Genomic DNA, 20977 nt, shown 5'->3' with positions numbered 1-20977 from the left:
TAATTATGAAATTGATTAACACATTAACCTACTCTACAATCGTATTATCATCTATTGCAGTACATGCACAAGAAAAATTAGATCCAACTGTCCAAAGTTTTGTAACAGAAATACAAAATAATTCACAGTTGAAGAAAATTTCGCACGAATTATTAGATGGTATCGGACCACGTTTAGTAGGAACTCCTCAAATGGATCAAGCAGGGGAATGGGCAATTAAAACTTTAAAGTCTTGGGGAATTGACGCACGACGAGAAGATTACGGAACATGGAAAGCATGGGAACGCGGAATAACGCATGTTGATATGACCTATCCAAGAGCAAAATCTATCGAAGCTACTCAATTAGCATGGTCACCAGCAACTAAAAAAGCTGTGAATGCAGATGCTATTGCAATGCCAGTTTTCAAAACAAAAGCTGAATTTGAAGCATGGTTACCTTCTGTAAAAGGAAAAGTTGTTTTGATGTCACAAAACCAATCATATGGACGTTCTGATTATCAATACAAAGATTTTGGTTTAGAGGATTTGTATAAAAAAGTTACTGAAACAAAAAAAGCTGAAGCTGAAGCTTGGGCAAATTCTATCAAAGTGACAGATTACAACAACAATACACTTCCAGAAGTTTTTGAGAAAAATGGAGCTGCAGCAGTTGCAATTTCTTATTGGACAGGAATTATGGGTGCGAATAGAATTTTTGGTGCAAAAACGAAAACGATTCCAATGTTGGATATTTCAAATGAAGATTACGGAATGTTATATCGTTTAGCTCAAAATGGAACTGCTCCAAAATTAACTGTTAATGCGCAATCTAAACACAATGGAGTTGCGAAAACATTCAATATTATTGGAGAAATTAAAGGAAAAGAAAAACCAAACGAATATATTATTCTTTCTGCTCATTTTGATTCTTGGGATGGTGCGCAAGGTGCGACTGACAACGGAACAGGAACAATTGCAATGATGGAAACAATTCGTACCATCAAAAAATTATATCCAAATAACAAACGTACAATTTTGGTTTGTTTATGGGGAAGTGAAGAGCAAGGATTAAATGGTTCTCGCGCATTTGTTGAAGATCATCCAGAAATTGTAAAAAATACACAAGCAGTTTTCAACTTAGATAATGGAACAGGACGCGTTGTAAATATCAATGGTTCAGGTTTCGAAAAATCGTACGAATATATGACGCGTTGGCTAGCTGCTACGCCTTCTTTTATTCGTAACGAAATTAAAACTGATTTTCCAGGAGCTCCTGGTAGTGGAGGTTCTGACCACGCTTCTTTTGTTGCAGCTGGTGTACCAGGATTTATGTTGAGTTCTCTTAACTGGGGTTACGGAACCTATACTTGGCATACAAACAAAGATACTTACGATAAAATTGTTTTTGAAGAAATTCAAAGTAATGCAATTTTAGCTGCTACATTAACGATGATGGCTGATAAAGAAAGTGAATTAGTGAATCGTGATCGTCGTGTTTTACCAACTGGTAGAAATGGAAAACAACAAGAATGGCCAGAAGTTAAAAGTCCAGCAAGAAATTCTGATGCTTACATGAAATAAGATATTAACAAAAAAGTCCTCTTAATACGAGGACTTTTTTGTTAATTCTACTCCAAAATTATTCTTTTGTTTTAAACTCAATTTTATATTCTTCTTCTATAAAAGGATAACCATCTAATGATTTGGTTGAGCGATTAGTGATATAAAAATCATACAAAGTATTTGGTTGTAAATCTATTGTTTCTACTATCAAAACTGTTTTATCAGCATTTAAACCAACAATTTTATTCAATGGAAAATGAGCTTTACCATTTTTAGAAAAATTGATTGAAACTTTATCATTCAAAGGCTTTGAAAAAACAATTTGAATTTGCTTTAGTGTTGTATCAACTTTTTGCGCTCCGTTTTCAAATTCTATAATTTTTACTACGCGAGGTTGATTCTTTTCATAATTTGCTTTCAATTCTTCTATATTCAATACTTCTGAATAATACTTTGATTGATTTAAAACTTCAAATACAGCTTTTTCATCTTCATAATTCAACTCAATCAAGTCTTTTATCGCTTGCTTTTTATTCTTCGAGTTGGCATAATAATTCTTCGAAATCACATAACCTACAAAATATCCCAGATCTGGATGTTCATTCGTTTCACTATTGTAAAACCAGTTCTCATAATTTTGGCTAAATAGTTGATTTTTGAATTGATTTCTAACTAAATCAAAATTCTTAAAACCATAATCTAAATAATGTGAATTATACTTCTCTTTAAGAGCCAATTCAGCTATAAAATCCGCAGAACCTTCTTTTATAGCTTTTGCAAGCACATTTACTTCACTCCCCTTCTGAAAAGTATGAATAAACTCGTGTACACTTACAAAACCTAATAACGAAGGATTAGAAAACTGAAACATATTTTGTAAAGTTTTGTTCTCAAATTCAGATGTGTTAGTTGTTTTATCTCCAACTACTTTCTCTAGCCCTACAATTAAATCCGCTCCATTCGGCATTCCTCCTGATCGCAAAGCGCCAATTGTGTAATAAATATTTCCTTTCGATTGGTTAGAATAAAGCTTTTTGAATTCTTTTAAAGCTTTCTCCGTTTTTTGAATTTGTTTACTTGAAACAAGTGTATTTTTTCGAATACTTTTCCAAAATTCAGGATATTTCGCAAAAGCTGTTACATAATTTTTTTCATTAAAGTCTTTGTATTTCACAAAATCTTTCAATCCTATTGTGCCTTTATCTAAATACAATTGCTTAAAAACTGATGTTTTATTTTCTTTTACTTTATTAACGCTATCATAAGCAATCCAAAAATTATCAATATCAGTTGTAATAATTTGTTGAGCATTCATCTTTGTTGATAGAACAATCAACAAAATTAATTTTAGTAATTTATTCATGTAGTATTTTTAATTATTATGGAAGAGAAATTTATTAAAATAATTATTCTCTATAATCAACAAATGTAATTGGCTTTCTACTTTCCGGTTTGAAAACAATTGATTGTAATTCTTCGAAAGTTTCAAATTTAATAGATGGTGTTACACGTAATTTTGCTCTGAAATAATCTTTTATTCTTGCTAAGAAAACATCGGTTTCATCTGTCGAAACTAATCGAATTAAGATTTCATCTGTTCCAAATTCGTTCGAATAAATTTCGATTAAATGTAATTTGATTTCATCAAAATGATTCAAAATATCATGTAAAGCTGGCGGATACAAGGTAGTTCCTTTGTACTTTATCATATGTTGTTTTCGCCCTTCAACTGGTCCTAATCGATACGAATTACTTCCACATTTACATATACCAGAATGTTTTCGCAACAAATCACCTGTTTTAAAACGCAATAAAGGCATTCCTTCTATTCCTAAAGTTGTAATTGTCAATTCACCCAATTTACCATCTTGTACAACTTCATTATTTTCATCTAAAATTTCTGTGATAATCAAATCTGGCTGATGATGTCCTCCTAATGATTCATTACATTCTGTAAACGCTGTTCCCATCTCCGTTGAAGCATAAGTCGAAAAAAGTTGAATATCCCATTTCGAATTTATTTTTTGCGTCAACAAAGACGAATTCAAATCTTTATCACGCAACGATTCACCAATACACAAAACCGCTTTTACAGATGAATTTTGATAATCGATGTTATTTTTCTCTGCATAATCTAACATTTTCAGCAAAAAAGATGGAACAGCAACCAAAAATTTGGGTTGATATTTTAGAATAGAATCCCATTGCAATTGCGGAACACCAGCGCCAACACGAATAACACCTGCACCTATTTTTCTCAAACCAAGAAAATACGCCAACCCAGCCATAAAACGACGATCAATCGTTGTCATCAATTGTACAACATCACCTTTTTGAACACCAATTCGTTGAAAAGAGTTCATCTCATTTATTGCTAAACGATCTAAATCTTTATCCGTTAAACCAAATGTTACAGGATCGCCCAAAGTTCCAGATGTAGTAGAATAATCAATAATTTCTGTTTGTGGAACGCACAAGAAATCGAGATTATATTGTTGTAAATCATTCTTCGTTGTAACAGGAATTAATTTTAAATCTTCCGTTGTTTGAATAGATTTCCAATCAATTTGATATTTTTTAAATAAATCTTGATAAAATTTGGAATGAGTAGCAAGATATTTTAATTGTTCTTGAAGTTTTTTATTTTGATATTCTTTAATCTCTTCTACAGATTGAAGTTCTATTGATGTTAACGCTTTTTTCGAGAACATTTGGCTAATTTTTTCTGAATTTTATTTCGCTCAGGAATTGTAGTCACTTCCTTTGTCAATGCTAATTTATAATAAAAACTCGCTTGTTGATAATCTTTCTGTTGAAAATAATAATCGCCAACTTTATCATAAACCAACCAAAAATCAGGATTATTTTGAATATAATCAGTCAAAAAAGTTTCGTTAATCTTTTTATTTTCTTTTATCAACTTGTTAATTTTATACGTTTGCTCACGGTATTTTTCATAATTAGAATAATCATCAGATAAGAGAAACTTATCTTTTTCAATTCTCAAGCTATCTACATTTAACGAATAATTTGAAATAGAATCTTTAAAAATTTTATTCAAATCGTAAGCTGTGAATTCACCTAATTGATATGGATTTGACGAAACCCAAACCAATCGGTTATCTGGCTGAAAAACAACTGCATGATGCGCCAATAATTGATTCAAAGCCTTTTCATTTCCATAACCTAATTTTGTATTTTTCAAACCATTTGTATCGCGCAATAATTCAACCATTTTAGTTGGATTCAGTTTATTTTCATTCGAAAGATACTCTTCAATTTTTTCAAAACGATAAACCGAATGACTTTCTTCTTTTTGAGTATTGTTTCGCTTATCATCCAAATAAACATCACTCTGAAAATGATTTGTACAAGCCAAATAAGGTTGGTTATTAACTTCATAAACACCAAATTTCTTAGGTGAAATTTCTATCAAAACAACACGATGATCTTTTGCACTACCAATCATCATACTTTCAGAAACGAAAACTTTTTTAGTTTTTGCTATTTCAACCGCTTCATCAATTGTTGAGGCATATTGTAAAATTTCTAAAGCTACAAGAGAAATAGGCGTTTTCGCTTTAAGTGGGATAGACGATTTTCCTGCATTTATCGTTACTGTAAGACCTTCCAAATTCATTCCAGACGAAACACCAATCATTCCTCCCCAAGTCACTGACATATATGGATAACCAGAGTTAGGTTTAACAAACGAAACTATTTTGTTTTTGGCAAAATCATCATTTGCATAAAAATCGAAATTACGACCAATTAACAAACCTCCATCTTCAGATTTATTATCCCGAACTGCTAAAGATGAGCAACCAACTAGCATCAAATCATGCATTGCATGTCCAATATCATGCGCTCCATGTAAAAAGAGATTGCGATTATATTTATCTATTAACGAATCATAGCGATTATTTGCAGACTCAGAAAGTCCATAAATTTGTGCCTTATACTCATTACTTACATATTTATGTAAATCTCGATTATAATATTTGAGTATTTTGAAAAGAAATTTTCTACGCCTTTCAGAAGGAATAAAGTCTGTAATCAAATTCATGAATGACTGTTCTTGAAAAGCATATAATTCTTTCGTCAAAACGCCAGTTTTCTGACCAATTTCTAACGGATCTCCCGAAACAAAAAGTTCCCAATTCTGTGTTTTATTTTTCTTTAAAAAATTATTTCCAATATAAAAAAGTGAATCATTCACTTGTTGACGACTATATTCTTGTGCATTGTAAGAAGAAAGATCAGGACGATCTTCTAAACTTTTTTGAACACCACAAGATATAAACGTAAAAAATATAAACGTAAAAAAGTAAATAATTTTATTCATTCGCATTTGGTTCTATTTCCCGATGAACTTTATTCATTAAATATTCAGCTCCAAGAATTTCGCAACATGTTACAAACGCACCTACTGTCACTCCTAAAACCCCATGAACACGCACATTTTGACCTGTAAAAAAAATATTTTTAACTTTAGATCTTGGTGAAATAAATGTTTTCATGGGATGACTACTATCTTTCAAATACCCATACATATTTCCTTTTTCAGATCCGATAAAATCTCGATAAGATAAAGGTGTAGATGTATGAATATCAGAAATTTTTTTTCTAATACCAGGGAATTTTTTTTCTAATTTACGAATGATTAATTCCGTTTTCTGACGTTTAAATTCTTCATATTCTTCTCCTCTATTTCCATAATTATCATTAATATCAACATTATACGATTCTTCCCATTTTTGTACTTCATCAAAAGTCATATAAGTCATAACCGTCATACTTTCCGAATATTCTTCATCTTTTTGATCCATACTAAATGTTGCAATGTATGTATTTGGCCAATTATTTGTAGGTTTTTCGTAGCTATCCCAAACATCATTTATCGAGTTAAAATGATAAATATTATGATTGATATAGGAAAAACTTTTTGGCTTAAAAACAATATAAATAGTAAATGCAGATGGCGTTACTTCCAAGCTTTTGACACGTCGAGAAAATGGTTTACCAAACTTACGTTCGCCTAACATGTCTATTGTTTTTTTAATGTCAATATTCGAAATGAATAATTCACCAAAGTAACGTTTTCCTTTTATTGTTTCACAACCAATTACTTCTTCATTTTCATTCTGAACAAACGATTTTATTTCTTGGTATTTATAAATTTCACCACCATATTTCTTCAATTCTTTGATCAAAAGTTTTGCAATTTGACTTCCTCCATTTACACATCGCCAAGCCGAATGTATATAAGAGTTAACAGAAAGAGCATGAATATACAAAGGCGTTTTCTCTGCTTGCCCTACATAAAGAAAATTATTTCCTACTAAAACCGCTTTCAAACGCTCGTTTGTAAAAACAGAATCAATGTATTCTTTCGCATTAATTGACAAAAAATCTTCTTCATCAGCAAAAGTTCCGATATTCAAATTATACATAGGAAAAGCAGAACAAATTTCCTCTAATTTTTTGCTGTATTGTATTAAGTTTTCTCGCTCCGTAGGAAAAAAAATAGCTAATTGATCAACAAAATTCTGATAGGTTTGTGCAATTGGATATTCTTGAATATCATCATCAAACGAAATCATATCAAAACCATTTTTATTCAACTGACGCAATTTTAATTTGTCGGATATATTCAAATAACTGAAATAGTTATACAAATTTTCTCCTTTATCTAAACCTCCAATATAATGAACGCCTGTATCAAAAATAGTTTTATTTCGAACAAAAGTCTGCAAGTTCCCTCCATACTGATTATTCTTTTCTAATACTACGACTTTTTTGCCTTCTTTAGCTAAAATAAGCGCTGAAACGAGTCCTCCCAAACCACTACCTATCACGATTACATCGTAATGAGGTTCAGAATTATTTTGTATAAACTGTGTATTCATTTGTTTCTGTTTGTTGGGCAAAACTTGTAAAAAGTGATTCGTCAATATCTCTATTCTTTAAAACAACTATTTTCTCAAATTGATTTATTGTTCCTTGATAAATATTTTCAATATCAGTTGAAATTAAAAGCGTCTTATAATCATCTATAACATCAAGATCAGAACGATATTCTAACGAACGAATTTTAGTAATGTAATTTGTTGCTGCAATCTCTCGCTTTTCCTCCTCTTTTACAAACGTTATTATTTTTCGGTTTGCCTGTTGCACCAATAATAAAAAATCAATTTGTCCAAAATCATTCGAAAAATGAACTATTTTTTCATCTTTCGTAAATGTATTATTCAGTTGATGATAAACAGATTTATTCAAACTAAAATCCTTTTTTACAGCTTGAATAATTTCAGATTCTTTGTACAAAAAACTTAAAAATAATTTCTGTTTCCAATAATTTTCATCTTCATGTTGATTTCGAATTTCTTGAAAATTAACTTTAAATTCTTTACTGATTTTTTTCGTTCGCTCCGAATAATTTGATCCATAATTTTCATCATTCCAAGCAATTCTTTTACCTATTATTGAATAAATATGTCCATCAAAAATTAAAAATTCTCCTTTTGGAATAATCTCAGAATTTCCATGAATATAAATTGGTAAAATATCAAGTTGCAATTTCTCCGCCAAATAAAATGCACCTTTGTGAAAACGATTAATATTATTCGTTCGAGAACGCGTTCCTTCAGGAAAAATCATCAACGAAAACTCATTCCCAATTCGAGTTTTAATCTCTTCAATATTATTTTCAACACCATTTGAAACAGGATAAAATCCAGCCATTTTCACAGCTCTACCAAAAATCGGCGATTTATAAACCCAATCATTTACCAAAAACACAATTTTAGGCGTACACATTCCAATCGCCAACGTATCCAAGAACGAAGTGTGATTCGCAATTATGATTGATTGTTTCTTAAAATCTTCTTGATTTGGATTAATAATTTTCTTGACAACCGTTGGCTTTAACATCAACACAGATTTCATAAAAGTTGACATTCCCCAACCAAAAAGTTTATATTTTTTTTCTTTCGAGATCGGTAAAATAAGCATCAAAAATCGAAGAATTAATGAAGTTACCGTACCAAATAATCCAAAATAAATGAAGAAAATTCCACTTTGAATTGCCAACCACAACGTCATTGGACTTTTACCTTTTTTTGGTCGATTCGAAATAAAAAATCGAAATAAAATTGGGTAGAAAATAAACGTAATCACTAATGCTGCAACAACTCCAACCAACGAAACTGATGCAATTGATTTCAACGCTGGATGTTTGGCAAAAATTAACGCTCCAATTGCTAAAATTGTCGTGATAACTGCTAACAAAATCGAAGTGCGATAAGTAGGCATTTCATCTTTTCCAGTCGTATATTCTTTTTGTAAAGCACTCGTCATAAAAATACTAAAATCTACTCCATGACCAAAAATTAATGTACAAACAATACTACTGAAAATATTGAATTTAATATCAAAAAGTCCCATCAATCCAGCTGTAACCAAGCCCGATAACGCAATAGGGATCGCGCTTATAATCACCAATTCGATACGTCGAAAGAAATACCACAATATTAATAAAACAGCAATAAATGAGTAATTGACAAGATTATTAAAATCAGTAACTAAATTTCCTAAAAAGTTTTCGTTTAACTGTTTTCGATCAATTACAATTGTTTCTTTATTATGATATTGTTGAACAAAATTTTCTCGGCTTTCTTCCTTTAATTTTACTAAAGTAGAAATCGTATAAAACCCATTTTTATGAGAAACAAATTCTTCAAAAAGTGAAGGATTAAACGCGCGGTAATCTTCTAATTTCAAAGGATTGTAGGTTTTATCAAAAATTGAGAAAAATTGATTATAAATTTCTTCTTTAAAACCATATTGTTTTCCGTCCTTGATAAATTCATTCTTCACAAAATTCACTTTTTCAGAATTCCAAAATTCTTCCCAATCCTTTATTTTTTCTTGTTGAACTGAAATTGGTAAAACCAACGATTGAATGGAATTATAACTTAAAATCTCATTCTTATCTTCTGCTTTTTGCAACTTATTTGTTAACGCAATATTTTGATTTAAAACATCTTCTACATTATCTCCATAATTGACTACATACAACGATTTTGAGATAGAATTTGAAGAAGTTTCTAACTTTTGTTCCGCTATTTTTTGATCGGTTGGAACATAGTTTAATTTAGATAAATCTTTATCAAAATTGACATTATTAAACGTAAAACAACTCACAATAATTAAAAGAACACAAGCTCCAATTAATATCTTGTTATTATGAAATGAAAAGAATGCTAACTTCTCTATTATTGAAGAATTATTTTCAACAGCATCTTCTTTCGGATGATATAAATGTGGAATAATCAATAAAGAAAAAACACCAGAAACAACAACTGTTATTCCAGCAAAAATCCCTAAATCTTTCAACACATCCGATTTTACAAAAAGTAAACACAAAAATGCAATCGCTGTAGTTGTACAGCTCATTATAAGCGGTTTTGTAATCTCTTTAAATAAAATCTTAGAATCGCTATTGTGCTTATAATGCGTCATGATATGCAGCGAATAATCAATTGTTATTCCTAATAAAACAGCTCCAATACTCAAAGAAATTGCAGAAATTGTACCTTGAATAAAATACAAAAGTGCCAAAGCGAAGAAAAAGCCAAAAACGGAAGGTATAAAAATAATTATCGGAATGTAAATTTTTCGATAAAAAACCATTAAAATGACCATTAATGTAATCATCGAAATCAAAACGGTTGTAATAATATCTTGTTTAATTTGCTTTGCATTCGCTACTGCAATAAAACTTGAACCAAAATAACTTAATGTTGATTTCCCGCTATATTCTGGATTTAAATGCTGTTGAATTTCCTCTAAACGATTAACAAATTCGGTATTATGTTCTGTTTCACTTCCTGAAAATTTAGGATTGATAAAAAGAAATAATCTCGAATGATCTTTCGTTACAATAAACCCATTGTAAACTTCAAAATCATCCGTCAAATTCTTTTCTTTTAATCGATTTAACGCAACAAAAGTCAACCCAAGCGGATCTTTCAACATAAACTCTTTCGAAACAATTCCAGTCGGCGTAATCAAACTTTTGTAATTACTTTCAACAATAGAAGCTATCGAATCTTTCGACAATTTTTGCTCTAACGTTTTATAATCTTCATTCTCTAAAAAAAGCGGTAAATTTTGATGAACAAAATCAAAAGTCGAAGCAAAATTATCTAAATCATATTGACCTTGAATATCATTATAATAGTTATTTAACGGTTGAATACTATCTAAAAAATCAGTTGCCTGAGCCGTCATATCATCTAACGTTCCTGCTTTATCTTTTTCGATAATCACCGCAACTTTATCCGTAAATTTTAATTGAGCAATAACCTTTGCCATTACATCATTTTTCTCATCTTTCGGAATGATTCGCGTAATATCTTCTTCAAATTTTAGACGATTTGCAAAAAATGCACAACCAATTAAAAAGAGAATAAAAAGAAATATACTCAACCATTTATTCGCTCTGATTTTTAAAAATATGTTATAGAAAAATTTATGCATTCTTAATTGTCTTTTGACTGAAATAAGTTAATAAAAAATAACTTACAATTCCACTAACAACACTACAAAAAGTTGCTAAAACAAAGCTTCCGACAATATAACGAAGCAGATTTTTTTTGATAATTTCGAAAGAAACCAAACTCAAATCTAAATGAAAATTGTCCTGCAAAATAAATCCACCTGTCAACAAAGAAAGATAAATAATTATCGGAATCATTGGCGGAATACTAATATTGGAACAAAAAAAACTGATGACTTTATTTAGTCGAAACATCGACGCTAAAAAGATAGATAAAAAAGTTTGAAAGCCCCAAAATGGTGCGATTCCAAGAAAAATTCCCAAAGCAATTGAAAACGCTTTTACTTTATTACTATCATTACTTCCTAGGATATCTTCTTTAATGAATGTTCGTATATTTTTTTTTTTGAAACTGAAGAAAAAATTTCGTGGTTTGATGTAAAAAATTGTCAAAAAAACCAGAAAAGTATTCAAAATACTAATTCGCGTAAAATCTTGAAATGGACGAAAATGTGATACGCGTTCGTTTGGATCGTACAAAATATCAATCGGAATATTCTTCACCTCAATTCCTTTCCAAGCTGTTCGTACAATGATTTCAATTTCGAATTCAAATTTATTTGTCCAAAACTTTTTCGGAATAAATTTCAATGGATACAAACGATAACCAGATTGTGTATCATTCAGCTTAATTCCTGTCTCAAACCAAAACCAAAAATTAGAAAACTTATTTCCAAAACTACTTTTCTTCGGAATTCCATCTTGTTCCATTTGACGACTTCCAATAATTAAAACAGGCTTATTTTTTTGATCTAATTCTGTAATAAAACTTGGAATATCATGCGGAAAATGTTGGCCATCCGAATCGATTGTCAATGCATAATGGTAGCCTTTTTCTCGCACAGTTTTAAAACCAATACGTAGTGCATTTCCTTTTCCTTTGTTCTCTGGAAGTTCAACTATAATAAACTGATTCTGATAATCTTTTAAAATTTCGGAAGTAGAATCCGTCGATCCATCATTTATAACTATAATTTGATTCGTGTATTCCAAAACTCCGTCAATCACACGCTTCAATGTTTTATGATTGTTGTAAGTCGGAATAAGTACACAAACTTTTTGTTCGTCTATTTTATGTCGAATAATCGAAAAATCCATTGATTAATTTAGTTTTTTCAGCTGCTGCGCTGTAAAAGTATTGTATTTTTTGGCGTAAGATTTCACTAAAGTTTTTACTTCTTTTGGAGCAGAACTATAATTTTCGACAATAAATGTTTTATCTTCTTGTATATTTTGATTGTATTTGATGAATTTTGGAATATTCTCTTGCACAATCAATCGAATTAAACGATTTTCAACATCTTTCGAGTCCTTTTTTATCGAATTATTGATCAAAGTTGCTCCATCTGTAAAATATTGTTTCTTCGTTTCCTTATCTTTTATATACCTTGCTTTCAGAATTTTAGACGCTCCTTTATATGCAATAATTGTTTGATTATCACCTGAATAATCATCTAATTTATTATACAAAATAGATACATTAATCGATGATTTCGAAGCGTTTTCAAAATCTGTTCTCAACTCGGATAAGGTTAATCCAAAGAGAAATGAAACCGATAAAAAGATAGATAATAGAGTTTTCATTAATCTAGAACTTTATAAATTGCACTAAATTTCAACGCATTTGTCGTTTCAAAAAAAGAAGAATTTTTCACTTTCACTTCATTATTTTCACAAATAACATTCAAATTCAAATCCAAAATAGGATTAATAAACGGATTTATCGTCGCCATAAACTTTACATTCGAAACTTTATACAAAAACAAATCTTTCGAAACAAAACCTTCTGTCACTTCCTTTATTATCTGCATCATGCAAACACCAGGTGTAATTGGATTATTTGGAAAATGACCTTCGAAAATTTGGTGATTTGGGTTTAATTCAATCTGAACTTTAAAGTTTGTTTCATCAATTTTCTCAGTATTTTTAATGGTATATAGATTAGGAATAAGCATTTGTAATTGTTTTGAGTTACAAATATAATCTAAAAAAAGATGATTATAGGTTTGTTTACTCTTCCTCTAATTGCATATTTACTTTTGAAAGCTCTATACTCAAATTAAAGTTATTATGTTTGATTAGGATTTTATCTGGAAAATCTGTTTCATTTGTAGTAAATTGATTAATTGTTTTAATTTTATTGTTCTTCAAATGAACTAATTCTTTGAAATAATTTAATTCATTTTCATCAAAAATCAAACTCACTTCTTTTGATTTTAAAATCGTTTGATTTGTCGTTTTTATACGCTCATCAACTTGAAAATCATTCTTAAAAATCGCTTGTAAATCTTCAGCAAGAGTTTTAACAACTATTTTCTTATTCAAATCTGGCATCGCATAATTCAAAGTATAATCGTAGTCTGTAACCGACAAATCGAATAACGTATTCCCAAAATCAGAAGTCATCACCACACGATGCGAGTTGTAACCCAATTTTTTCACAACAAAATTACCTTTCATTTCCTTTTTCATGAACGTAATCTTGAAACGATAACTATATTCTTTATCAATTGAACTAAAATATGGGTTCAAAAACTCCCTTTCATCCTTTTGTTGTCCTTGTATATCAATAATTTTGTAAGTCGTTCCACAAGAGGTTAAAATAAAAGAACTAAGGATTAAAAACAGACGCATTGATTGTTTTATTTAAAGATTTGTTGGTAAATAAAATTTTTGTGTAATCATCCGAGGGCTCTATTAATTTGACTTCCGTAACTGTCGATTGACCTGAATAAAACGTCAACTGAATTTCTTTAATGTACTTTTTTACATCCTTTATTTTTGGTTGTAATTTCGCAATTCGGGCTTTATCTGTTTTTACGTAAGTTATTACAAAATCGTTTGTATCAAACAAATTTCCACTTACACTTCCTACGATTAATTGATTTAATTTTTCAAATTTTTTATTTCCTTGTAAATCTACACTCGATTTTTTTCCTTCATCATTAATGTAAATTTTCCCATTGTTAAAAATCACATTATAATCAATCGGCTGAGTATAATTCCAACGCATCGCTTTCGGATTTTGCAAGTGCAATTTTCCTTTCGAAACAATTGGTTTATCCAAGAAACTCATCACTTTATATTGTGTAAAATCGGCAGTTAAAGTTTGTATTTTCTTAGAATCAGCTATAATATCTTTTTTGAAATTTTCAATTTCAACATTACTCATTTTACTTTCTTGAGCAAAAATTGTCAAGTGAAAAAAAGCTAATAAAATGAAGATTTTAGTTTTCATATACATCAATTTTCAAGAGTTCATTTAAAGGAACTACTTTATAATTTTCCTTTTGTAAAAATACGAATAATTGCTCTAAAACATTCGCCGTTTTGTCCGAAGTATCATGCATCAAAATAATCGAACTAGGCTTTATTTGACCAGTAATTCGGTTCAATAATTTTTTTTCATCATTGATAACTGTATCAAAAGAACGAATATTCCAACCAATTACCTTATGTTTTGTTTTGTTTAAAGCCTTTGCTATATGCGGATTTATCACACCAAAAGGTGGTCTAAAAATTTTCGTTGTAACGTTTATTTTTTCTTTAATAAGTTGATTGGTAGAAACGATTTCATAAATGATTTTTTCTGTTGAATAAAAACCGTTTTTAGAAGAATGGTGAAATGTATGATTTCCTATCAAATGACCTGACTGATAAGTTTCTTGAAAAATTTCAGGATACTTTTCGATTTGTCTACCAATACAAAAAAAAGTTGCTTTTGCATTATTTTTTTCTAATATAGATAAAATTCTCGGCGTAAATTCTGTTGGTCCATCATCAAAAGTTAGAGAAATTATTTTCTCTGAATGATTATTTCCTCGATGATAAGCTTTCAAAAAATAGTTAAATCGAATTTCAAAAGCTCCAAAAATTGTCAATGTTAACCAAATAAAAAAAGGTATCAATAAATAAAAAAAAGAAAAACCTTTTGTAAAACAACCAACTGACAAACAGATTAGTATAATCACAAAAAGGATTGTTGCAACTCTAAATTTCATATTGATTGAAGCAATACTAAACTTAAATCCTTGCCTTTATAACCATTTACCAAAAGTACATTTTTATAACTTTCAGCTTTTACATCATTCTTTTTGAATTGGTTTGGTAAAGTTTTATTTTTCAATAATTCACAACCTAACACAAATCCGAAAGCAGAAGAAGTTCCAAATTCTCCAATAAAATCTTTGTATTCAAATAACTCTATTCTTTTTAAGCTATTAACATTCAATAAATTTTCACCAGAAACAATCGCATTAATATCGCTTAAATTCATATGATTCAATTGAATAAATTTTAGAATTTCGGAATATAAATCTTCATATTGATTTAAAATAGAAACATCTAAAACTTTCGCGTAAGAGTTTTCGTTTCTCTTGTTAGATAAAACACAAAAATGTACGCCTTCACTATATTTAATTCCCTGATTATCTTTTGATTCAATCTCACCAATTAATTGTAACAACTGATATGTTCTTTCTCCAATTTCATCAATTCCACCAACCAAAACATTATTTACTTCTTGATTTTCAACTTGTAAAAAACCATCCAAAAGTGCATTTTCAAAGGAATTAAAACCATTCGTATACGTAAAATTATATGCATTACAACTAAGATGCAAAGCAATTTGAGAGCCAACCGTATTATGCGTAGATTGAATAAAAGCTGTTGGTGTTAAAAACTCTTCTTTATTTTGAATAATATTTGTCAAAAACTTTTCAGAATCTACCAAACAACCTAGTGCTGTTCCCGTAATTATTGCCTCTGGTTGTTCAATTCCTGCTTCACTCATAGCTTTTAGAGAAGAATAAATTCCCATTTTTACTCCAGAAGCCATTCTACGACTCATCGCAGGAGAAATAATATCTTTAAAAGAAGGAGATTTTGCCTTTGTTATTGAAGTTTCTAAAGGAAGAAAATCATTCGTAATTTCATCTATAAATTGTGCATTTACAAAACCTAGTCCGTTTACAAATATTTCTTTCATGATTTAGAAAAAATTAAAGTTGAACAATTTCCTCCAAAACCAAACGAATTTGATAACACATATTCAATATCTTTCTTTTCCAATTTTGTAATCGGAAAGATATTCAACTCTTCAATCGGAGATTGAAAATTAAGATTTGGATAAACAAGATTATGTTGAAGACTTAACAAACTGAAAACCGCTTCAACACTTGCAGCAGCAGCCAATGTATGACCCGTATATGGTTTTGTAGAACTGAAATTAGGAACATTTTCTGTAAAAATTCTCTTCAGAGCTCGACCTTCTGTTATATCATTATTGTTTGTTGCTGTTCCGTGGACATTAATATAATCAATTTCGGTTGGTTGAATAGTTGCTGTTTCAAATGCTTTTCTCATCGCCAAATACGCTCCTTCTCCATTTTCAGAAGAAGCTGTTTGATGAAACGCATCATTCGAATTTCCTGCACCAATCAAATAACCAAGGACTTTTTTATTTGATTTTTGAACAGATTCTTCTGACTCTAAAACCAAATAAGCAGCCGCTTCACCAAGATTCAAACCTTTTCTATTTTCATCAAATGGTTGATTAAATTCATCACTCAAAATCATCAAACTTTTGAATCCATTAATGGTAAATTTTGACAAAGCATCCGTTCCGCCAACAATCACTCGATCTAATTTTCCTGAATTAATCAAGCGCGCACTATACATAATCGCATTCGCAGCTGAAGAACAAGCCGTACTAATCGTCGATACAAAGCCTTTCAAACCAATTTCATTTGCAATTTGATTAGAAGAAGCACCAGCATCATGACTCGAAATATACTTTTGTTTTTCAGGCAGATTTTCATAATCCAAAAAGTAATTTTCTGTCCTATCCATTCCTCCTACACTTGTTGAAGAAATCAGTCCTGTTCTGACTTCATTTACATTTTCGATTCCTGCATTTTGCAGAGCTTCTTTCACTGCAATTAGTCCTAACATCGCTGTTCGAGAAAAATTATTCTCCGGAGATAAATTTAAAAAAGTTGCTAATTCATCGTTCGATAATTTGATTTCACCTACAAAAATTTCGTTTTTATGAATAGATTCAAAATTTTCGAGTCGTGATAAACCATGCTTTTGATGAATTAATGAATCGAAATTCTCTTCGACATTTTTACCAATTGCCGAAATGATTCCCATTCCTGTTATCGCAACTTTTTTAGCCATTATTTTGTTCTATTTTTCTCAATATAATCTGCCATTACTTCAACCGATTGAAAGATCGTTTTTCCTTCTTTTGGATCAGTAATTTTAATTCCATATTCTTTATCCAATAAAACAATCAACTCCAAAGCATCGATCGAATCTAATCCCAAACCATCTCCAAATAAAGGATCATCATTTTTGATATCCTCTACTGATACATCTTCAAGATTTAAAATTTCAATGATTTTAACTTTTAAGTCGTTAATTAAATTTTCCATAGTATTTTTTATTGTTAACTAATATTGTTTTTAATCTATTAAATACATTTTCGCTTCGTAATCACCTTGTAAATAATCTACCCAGGCCAAAACAACTTTCTTTGCTTTGTTTTTTCGAATTAAATAATTCGCATACTTTTTTAATTGTTCTTCATTGAAATTTTCCGAAATAAAAAAAGCATTTTCGGTTTTCAATCGATGACGAATACTCACTTCACCCAAACAAATATTTGCTAATGTGTAGACAAAAACTGCTGGACTCGGAAAAATTTCATCAGTAGATTGAATACTTTGTTGATGTTTCAAATCGGATTCTAAACTCGAATTTCGATTTGCAAAAACCAATGCAATATCTTGATTTTCGTTCAATGTATTTTCATCTTTTAACAAAATTTCAGCAGCTAAAAAAGCTAATTTACTCTGATGATCCATTTTATAAAATTTTGGATAATCAATTTCGAAAGATTTGAAAAAATTTTTCGAAAATATAACAAAATCTCCTGAATAATCTTCAAAATAAAGTTCGTCATTCAACCAAACTTGTTCGCTTTTAATCTCAACTTTAGTCATTCTGAACTTTTTTTAGAATAATTACGGCATTACTTCCTCCAAAACCAGATGAAGTTTTCAAAATAATATTGACTTCTTTTTGAAGATTTTCATTCAAAATATTTAATGGAACTGAAACTCCTAATTCATCGAAATTATGACTTTTCAAAATCAAATTTTCTTGTGCTTGTTTCATTGAAATAATCAATTCTAACAATCCAGAAGCACCCAACGTATGCCCATAAAAAGCTTTTAAACTATTTGTCGGAATCGATTCCATTTGTAAACGATTAAAAGCAATTGCTTCCATTTCATCGTTATACAACGTTGCCGTTCCATGAGCCGAAATATAATCTATTTCATTTGATGAAATATTGGCTTCTTTCATCGCCGATTCTATACTCAACACCAAGCCTTCACCTGTGCGAGATGGTCCAGAAATATGATTTGCATCGTTGATTGAAGCTTCTCCTAAAATTTCAAAACTATTCTTTTCTTGATTTTTAGAAAGATAAACGCAAGCGGCAGCTTCACCTAAATTCACACCTATTCTATCTTTGTCAAATGGTTTACACAACTCGAAATCCATTGCTTGAAATGAATTGAAACCAGTCAAAACAAAATTTGTCAACTCATCTAAAGCCAAAACATACACGTCATCAAACTCATCAATTTCAATGAAACGTTTTGCAACATTAACTGCTAAAACTCCAGAAACACAAGCATTTGAAATGATAATTGGTTCAGTTTTAAATCCATAATAATCTGCAATTTTCTTGGCAAAATTTGGAATAGACACTTTTTCTAACGAATCAGAAAGTTGATCTATATTACCTTTTGTTGTTGAAAGAATAAATCCCGTTTTAGAATTAATTTTTGATTTATCAATAATAGATTGAAGTGCCAAAATACCAATTATTTCTAATCGAGTATAATATTGATTATCTTTTACGTAATTTTTTAAATTTAGGAACATTTCGTCACTAATTTTACCTGCATAAAAATTCTTTAAATGACCAAATGAATCAATTTTAGAAACAGCTGAATTACCTTTAACTAACTGATTCCAATTGATTTTGATAGAATTACCAAAAGGTGTTAATATATTTACTCGATTAATGTAAACTTTTTCCATTACAATAATCCTACTTTTTTCTTCCATTCTTCAAAAAATGGTGGTAATGTTAACATCAATTCACCATCACTATCTAAAAAAACTTGAATCGTTTCTCCGATGCAAACTAATTTATCATCTTGATTGAAAATTTTGAATTTGTATATCATTTTAGCAGCCAAAGTATTTTCAAAAGTCGTTTCTATTCTACATATGTCACCATATTTCAACGGAAATTTGTGTTCACAAACCGACTTAATAATTGGTGTTACAAATCCACTTTTTTGAATATCCAAATAACTAATTCCAAAATGGCGTCCAAAAGCTTCCCTTCCATCTTCAAAATACGTAATATAATTCCCATGCCACACGATTCCCAACGGATCGGTTTCATTAAATCGTACTGCGAAATTGGAATTATGTACTAATTTTTTAATCTTCTCTTCTGAACTTATCATAATATATAGCGGCAAACAAGGTAATAATATAGAACAAAGTTAACAAAATAATATTCGGAACAATCTGAAGAAAAGATTGATTTCTCAAGATTAAACTATAATAGCCATCGAGTGCCCAATTCATCGGTGATATTTTCGCGAAATGTTGCATAAAATCTGACATAGCAAAAACTGGAATCCAAACACCGCCTATTGCAGCTAAAATAACGACCAAAGTAGCTCCAAAAGGTGCAGATTGTTCTTGGGTTTTCGCAATTGTACCAATTAAAAGTCCTAATCCAATTGCTGCTAAAGAAGCGAATACAGTTAATCCGTAAATCGAAAATAATATGCCATCCGTTTTGAAACCTGGTAAATCAATCAATGGAAAAACTAATTTAGCGACACATAAAATCATAGTAAATTGTAGTAAACTTATGATTAAATACGTGATGGTTTTTCCAATAATTTGAACAGAATATGGCATTGGACTTGTTAATAATCGAATATGTGTGCCTAAACTTTTTTCTTTTACAATATTGATAGACAGTGGAACTACGATAAAAAATATCGCAAACAATGTCCATGCAGGCACATTATGTTGTGTTACATTTGGTTTCAAAACTGATTTAGAATCTTCTGGAACAATCTCTTGAAAATGAATAAACTTTTCATTCTGAAATCCTAAATCATTTGATCCCATTTCTTGTTGAAATGCTTTGTAAATACTTTTATTCTCAGTATCAGTAATTAATTTATCCAAAACATTCGACACATTTTCTTTGAAAGCCAGCGAAGTAGCAGGATCAAAGTATAATTTAATCGTCTTTGGATTGACTTGTTGATTATATTTCACTTGCGTGCTATCAAAAGCAAATTCATTCAGAATTTTCTCAACATTTTGATTGATTTTATAATTCAAATCTTTTGACAATCGCACTGGTATTACAATTCCTACTTGGTATTTACCTTTAAAAACTTCGGATTTCAGTTTATCTTCCGTTAATTTTTTTCCATTTAATTCAGTTACAATTTTTAAATTTCCAGAATGTGAAATATGTTTTTTTACAATTGCGGAAATACTATCTTGATCATGATCAATAAATAGAACAGGAATACTCGCTTCGGCAAAAGAATCGTAAGTACTTTTCTGAATTTTAGTCACCGTAATAACCAAAATCAAAGGCATTATGAAAAGAATCACCAATCCGCCAATATCGCGAATGAGTAACAAAACTTCTTTCTTAATACATGCTAAAAGTTGGCTCAACATA

At 30.0% G+C, this 20977-nt stretch carries 19 protein-coding genes; 1 reads left to right on the top strand and 18 read right to left on the bottom strand.

Annotation, left to right across the window (positions count from 1 at the left end):
* The first annotated feature begins 5 nt into the window (after positions 1 to 5).
* Complete coding sequence (locus tag E4J94_RS06315; protein WP_135835011.1) at positions 6 to 1562, top strand: M20/M25/M40 family metallo-hydrolase; 1557 nt, start codon at positions 6 to 8, stop codon at positions 1560 to 1562.
* Positions 1563 to 1620: 58 nt separating this feature from the next.
* On the opposite strand, the gene E4J94_RS06310 is transcribed toward E4J94_RS06315, so the two are convergent.
* From E4J94_RS06310 to E4J94_RS06225, 18 genes are read right to left on the bottom strand one after another with little or no spacing between them, the layout of a single operon-like run.
* Complete coding sequence (locus tag E4J94_RS06310) at positions 1621 to 2907, bottom strand: Ig-like domain-containing protein (RefSeq protein WP_246034269.1); 1287 nt, start codon at positions 2905 to 2907, stop codon at positions 1621 to 1623.
* A 43-nt stretch (positions 2908 to 2950) separates the two neighbouring features.
* Positions 2951 to 4255, bottom strand: coding sequence for a phenylacetate--CoA ligase family protein (locus tag E4J94_RS06305; protein ID WP_135835010.1), 1305 nt, complete (start codon positions 4253 to 4255; stop codon positions 2951 to 2953).
* Positions 4234 to 5889: a C45 family autoproteolytic acyltransferase/hydolase gene (locus E4J94_RS06300; protein ID WP_135835009.1), complete on the bottom strand. Its 1656-nt coding sequence runs from the start codon at positions 5887 to 5889 to the stop codon at positions 4234 to 4236. Before E4J94_RS06300 ends, E4J94_RS06305 begins: the two co-directional genes overlap by 22 nt.
* Positions 5882 to 7453, bottom strand: a complete 1572-nt coding sequence (locus tag E4J94_RS06295) for a phytoene desaturase family protein (protein WP_135835008.1) — start codon at positions 7451 to 7453, stop codon at positions 5882 to 5884. The genes E4J94_RS06300 and E4J94_RS06295 overlap by 8 nt, the downstream gene beginning before the upstream one ends.
* Positions 7428 to 11087, bottom strand: a complete 3660-nt coding sequence (locus tag E4J94_RS06290) for a 1-acyl-sn-glycerol-3-phosphate acyltransferase (RefSeq protein ID WP_135835007.1) — start codon at positions 11085 to 11087, stop codon at positions 7428 to 7430. Before E4J94_RS06290 ends, E4J94_RS06295 begins: the two co-directional genes overlap by 26 nt.
* Positions 11080 to 12264 (bottom strand): DUF2062 domain-containing protein, encoded by a 1185-nt coding sequence (locus E4J94_RS06285; RefSeq protein WP_135835006.1) that lies wholly within the window; start codon positions 12262 to 12264, stop codon positions 11080 to 11082. Before E4J94_RS06285 ends, E4J94_RS06290 begins: the two co-directional genes overlap by 8 nt.
* Before the next feature lie 3 nt (positions 12265 to 12267).
* Entirely contained in the window at positions 12268 to 12750 is a 483-nt protein-coding gene (locus E4J94_RS06280; protein WP_135835005.1) for a hypothetical protein, read from the bottom strand.
* The gene (locus E4J94_RS06275) at positions 12750 to 13121 is read right to left on the bottom strand and encodes a 3-hydroxyacyl-ACP dehydratase (RefSeq protein WP_135835004.1); all 372 of its coding nucleotides are present in this window, start codon (positions 13119 to 13121) and stop codon (positions 12750 to 12752) included. Before E4J94_RS06275 ends, E4J94_RS06280 begins: the two co-directional genes overlap by 1 nt.
* Positions 13122 to 13176: 55 nt before the next feature.
* Positions 13177 to 13800 carry a hypothetical protein gene (locus E4J94_RS06270; protein WP_135835003.1) on the bottom strand — a complete coding sequence of 208 codons (624 nt, stop codon included), beginning with the start codon at positions 13798 to 13800 and terminating at the stop codon, positions 13177 to 13179.
* A complete protein-coding gene (locus E4J94_RS06265) occupies positions 13778 to 14404 on the bottom strand; it encodes a LolA family protein (protein WP_168801833.1) in 627 nt (208 codons plus the stop codon). Before E4J94_RS06265 ends, E4J94_RS06270 begins: the two co-directional genes overlap by 23 nt.
* Positions 14394 to 15167, bottom strand: coding sequence for a polysaccharide deacetylase family protein (locus tag E4J94_RS06260; protein ID WP_135835002.1), 774 nt, complete (start codon positions 15165 to 15167; stop codon positions 14394 to 14396). Before E4J94_RS06260 ends, E4J94_RS06265 begins: the two co-directional genes overlap by 11 nt.
* A complete protein-coding gene (locus E4J94_RS06255) occupies positions 15164 to 16153 on the bottom strand; it encodes a beta-ketoacyl synthase chain length factor (RefSeq protein WP_135835001.1) in 990 nt (329 codons plus the stop codon). Before E4J94_RS06255 ends, E4J94_RS06260 begins: the two co-directional genes overlap by 4 nt.
* Entirely contained in the window at positions 16150 to 17346 is a 1197-nt protein-coding gene (locus E4J94_RS06250) for a beta-ketoacyl-[acyl-carrier-protein] synthase family protein (protein ID WP_135835000.1), read from the bottom strand. Before E4J94_RS06250 ends, E4J94_RS06255 begins: the two co-directional genes overlap by 4 nt.
* Entirely contained in the window at positions 17346 to 17603 is a 258-nt protein-coding gene (locus E4J94_RS06245) for a phosphopantetheine-binding protein (RefSeq protein ID WP_019975316.1), read from the bottom strand. The genes E4J94_RS06250 and E4J94_RS06245 overlap by 1 nt, the downstream gene beginning before the upstream one ends.
* A gap of 30 nt (positions 17604 to 17633) precedes the next feature.
* Entirely contained in the window at positions 17634 to 18173 is a 540-nt protein-coding gene (locus E4J94_RS06240; RefSeq protein WP_135834999.1) for a 3-oxoacyl-ACP synthase, read from the bottom strand.
* Positions 18166 to 19314 carry a beta-ketoacyl-[acyl-carrier-protein] synthase family protein gene (locus E4J94_RS06235; protein WP_135834998.1) on the bottom strand — a complete coding sequence of 383 codons (1149 nt, stop codon included), beginning with the start codon at positions 19312 to 19314 and terminating at the stop codon, positions 18166 to 18168. Before E4J94_RS06235 ends, E4J94_RS06240 begins: the two co-directional genes overlap by 8 nt.
* A complete protein-coding gene (locus E4J94_RS06230) occupies positions 19287 to 19724 on the bottom strand; it encodes an acyl-CoA thioesterase (protein ID WP_135834997.1) in 438 nt (145 codons plus the stop codon). Before E4J94_RS06230 ends, E4J94_RS06235 begins: the two co-directional genes overlap by 28 nt.
* Positions 19699 to 20976, bottom strand: coding sequence for an ABC transporter permease (locus tag E4J94_RS06225; RefSeq protein ID WP_135834996.1), 1278 nt, complete (start codon positions 20974 to 20976; stop codon positions 19699 to 19701). Before E4J94_RS06225 ends, E4J94_RS06230 begins: the two co-directional genes overlap by 26 nt.
* Position 20977: the final 1 nt, after the last annotated feature.

It is taken from the genome of Empedobacter tilapiae, assembly GCF_004785645.1.
Taxonomy (GTDB): domain Bacteria; phylum Bacteroidota; class Bacteroidia; order Flavobacteriales; family Weeksellaceae; genus Empedobacter; species Empedobacter tilapiae.
Note: the sequence above shows the minus strand (reverse complement) of the source record. Positions and strands in the feature narration are given on the sequence as shown.

Coding starts and splice junctions, on each gene's coding strand:
- E4J94_RS06270 (WP_135835003.1), bottom strand. CDS start 13,800: ATGCGTCTGTTTTTAATCCTTAGTTCTTTTATTTTAACCTCTTGTGGA.
- E4J94_RS06315 (WP_135835011.1), top strand. CDS start 6: ATGAAATTGATTAACACATTAACCTACTCTACAATCGTATTATCATCT.
- E4J94_RS06290 (WP_135835007.1), bottom strand. CDS start 11,087: ATGCATAAATTTTTCTATAACATATTTTTAAAAATCAGAGCGAATAAA.
- E4J94_RS06285 (WP_135835006.1), bottom strand. CDS start 12,264: ATGGATTTTTCGATTATTCGACATAAAATAGACGAACAAAAAGTTTGT.
- E4J94_RS06305 (WP_135835010.1), bottom strand. CDS start 4,255: ATGTTCTCGAAAAAAGCGTTAACATCAATAGAACTTCAATCTGTAGAA.
- E4J94_RS06260 (WP_135835002.1), bottom strand. CDS start 15,167: ATGAAATTTAGAGTTGCAACAATCCTTTTTGTGATTATACTAATCTGT.
- E4J94_RS06240 (WP_135834999.1), bottom strand. CDS start 18,173: ATGACTAAAGTTGAGATTAAAAGCGAACAAGTTTGGTTGAATGACGAA.
- E4J94_RS06225 (WP_135834996.1), bottom strand. CDS start 20,976: ATGTTGAGCCAACTTTTAGCATGTATTAAGAAAGAAGTTTTGTTACTC.
- E4J94_RS06275 (WP_135835004.1), bottom strand. CDS start 13,121: ATGCTTATTCCTAATCTATATACCATTAAAAATACTGAGAAAATTGAT.
- E4J94_RS06235 (WP_135834998.1), bottom strand. CDS start 19,314: ATGGAAGAAAAAAGTAGGATTATTGTAATGGAAAAAGTTTACATTAAT.
- E4J94_RS06230 (WP_135834997.1), bottom strand. CDS start 19,724: ATGATAAGTTCAGAAGAGAAGATTAAAAAATTAGTACATAATTCCAAT.
- E4J94_RS06255 (WP_135835001.1), bottom strand. CDS start 16,153: ATGAAAGAAATATTTGTAAACGGACTAGGTTTTGTAAATGCACAATTT.
- E4J94_RS06310 (WP_246034269.1), bottom strand. CDS start 2,907: ATGAATAAATTACTAAAATTAATTTTGTTGATTGTTCTATCAACAAAG.
- E4J94_RS06300 (WP_135835009.1), bottom strand. CDS start 5,889: ATGAATAAAATTATTTACTTTTTTACGTTTATATTTTTTACGTTTATA.
- E4J94_RS06295 (WP_135835008.1), bottom strand. CDS start 7,453: ATGAATACACAGTTTATACAAAATAATTCTGAACCTCATTACGATGTA.
- E4J94_RS06280 (WP_135835005.1), bottom strand. CDS start 12,750: ATGAAAACTCTATTATCTATCTTTTTATCGGTTTCATTTCTCTTTGGA.
- E4J94_RS06250 (WP_135835000.1), bottom strand. CDS start 17,346: ATGGCTAAAAAAGTTGCGATAACAGGAATGGGAATCATTTCGGCAATT.
- E4J94_RS06265 (WP_168801833.1), bottom strand. CDS start 14,404: ATGAAAACTAAAATCTTCATTTTATTAGCTTTTTTTCACTTGACAATT.
- E4J94_RS06245 (WP_019975316.1), bottom strand. CDS start 17,603: ATGGAAAATTTAATTAACGACTTAAAAGTTAAAATCATTGAAATTTTA.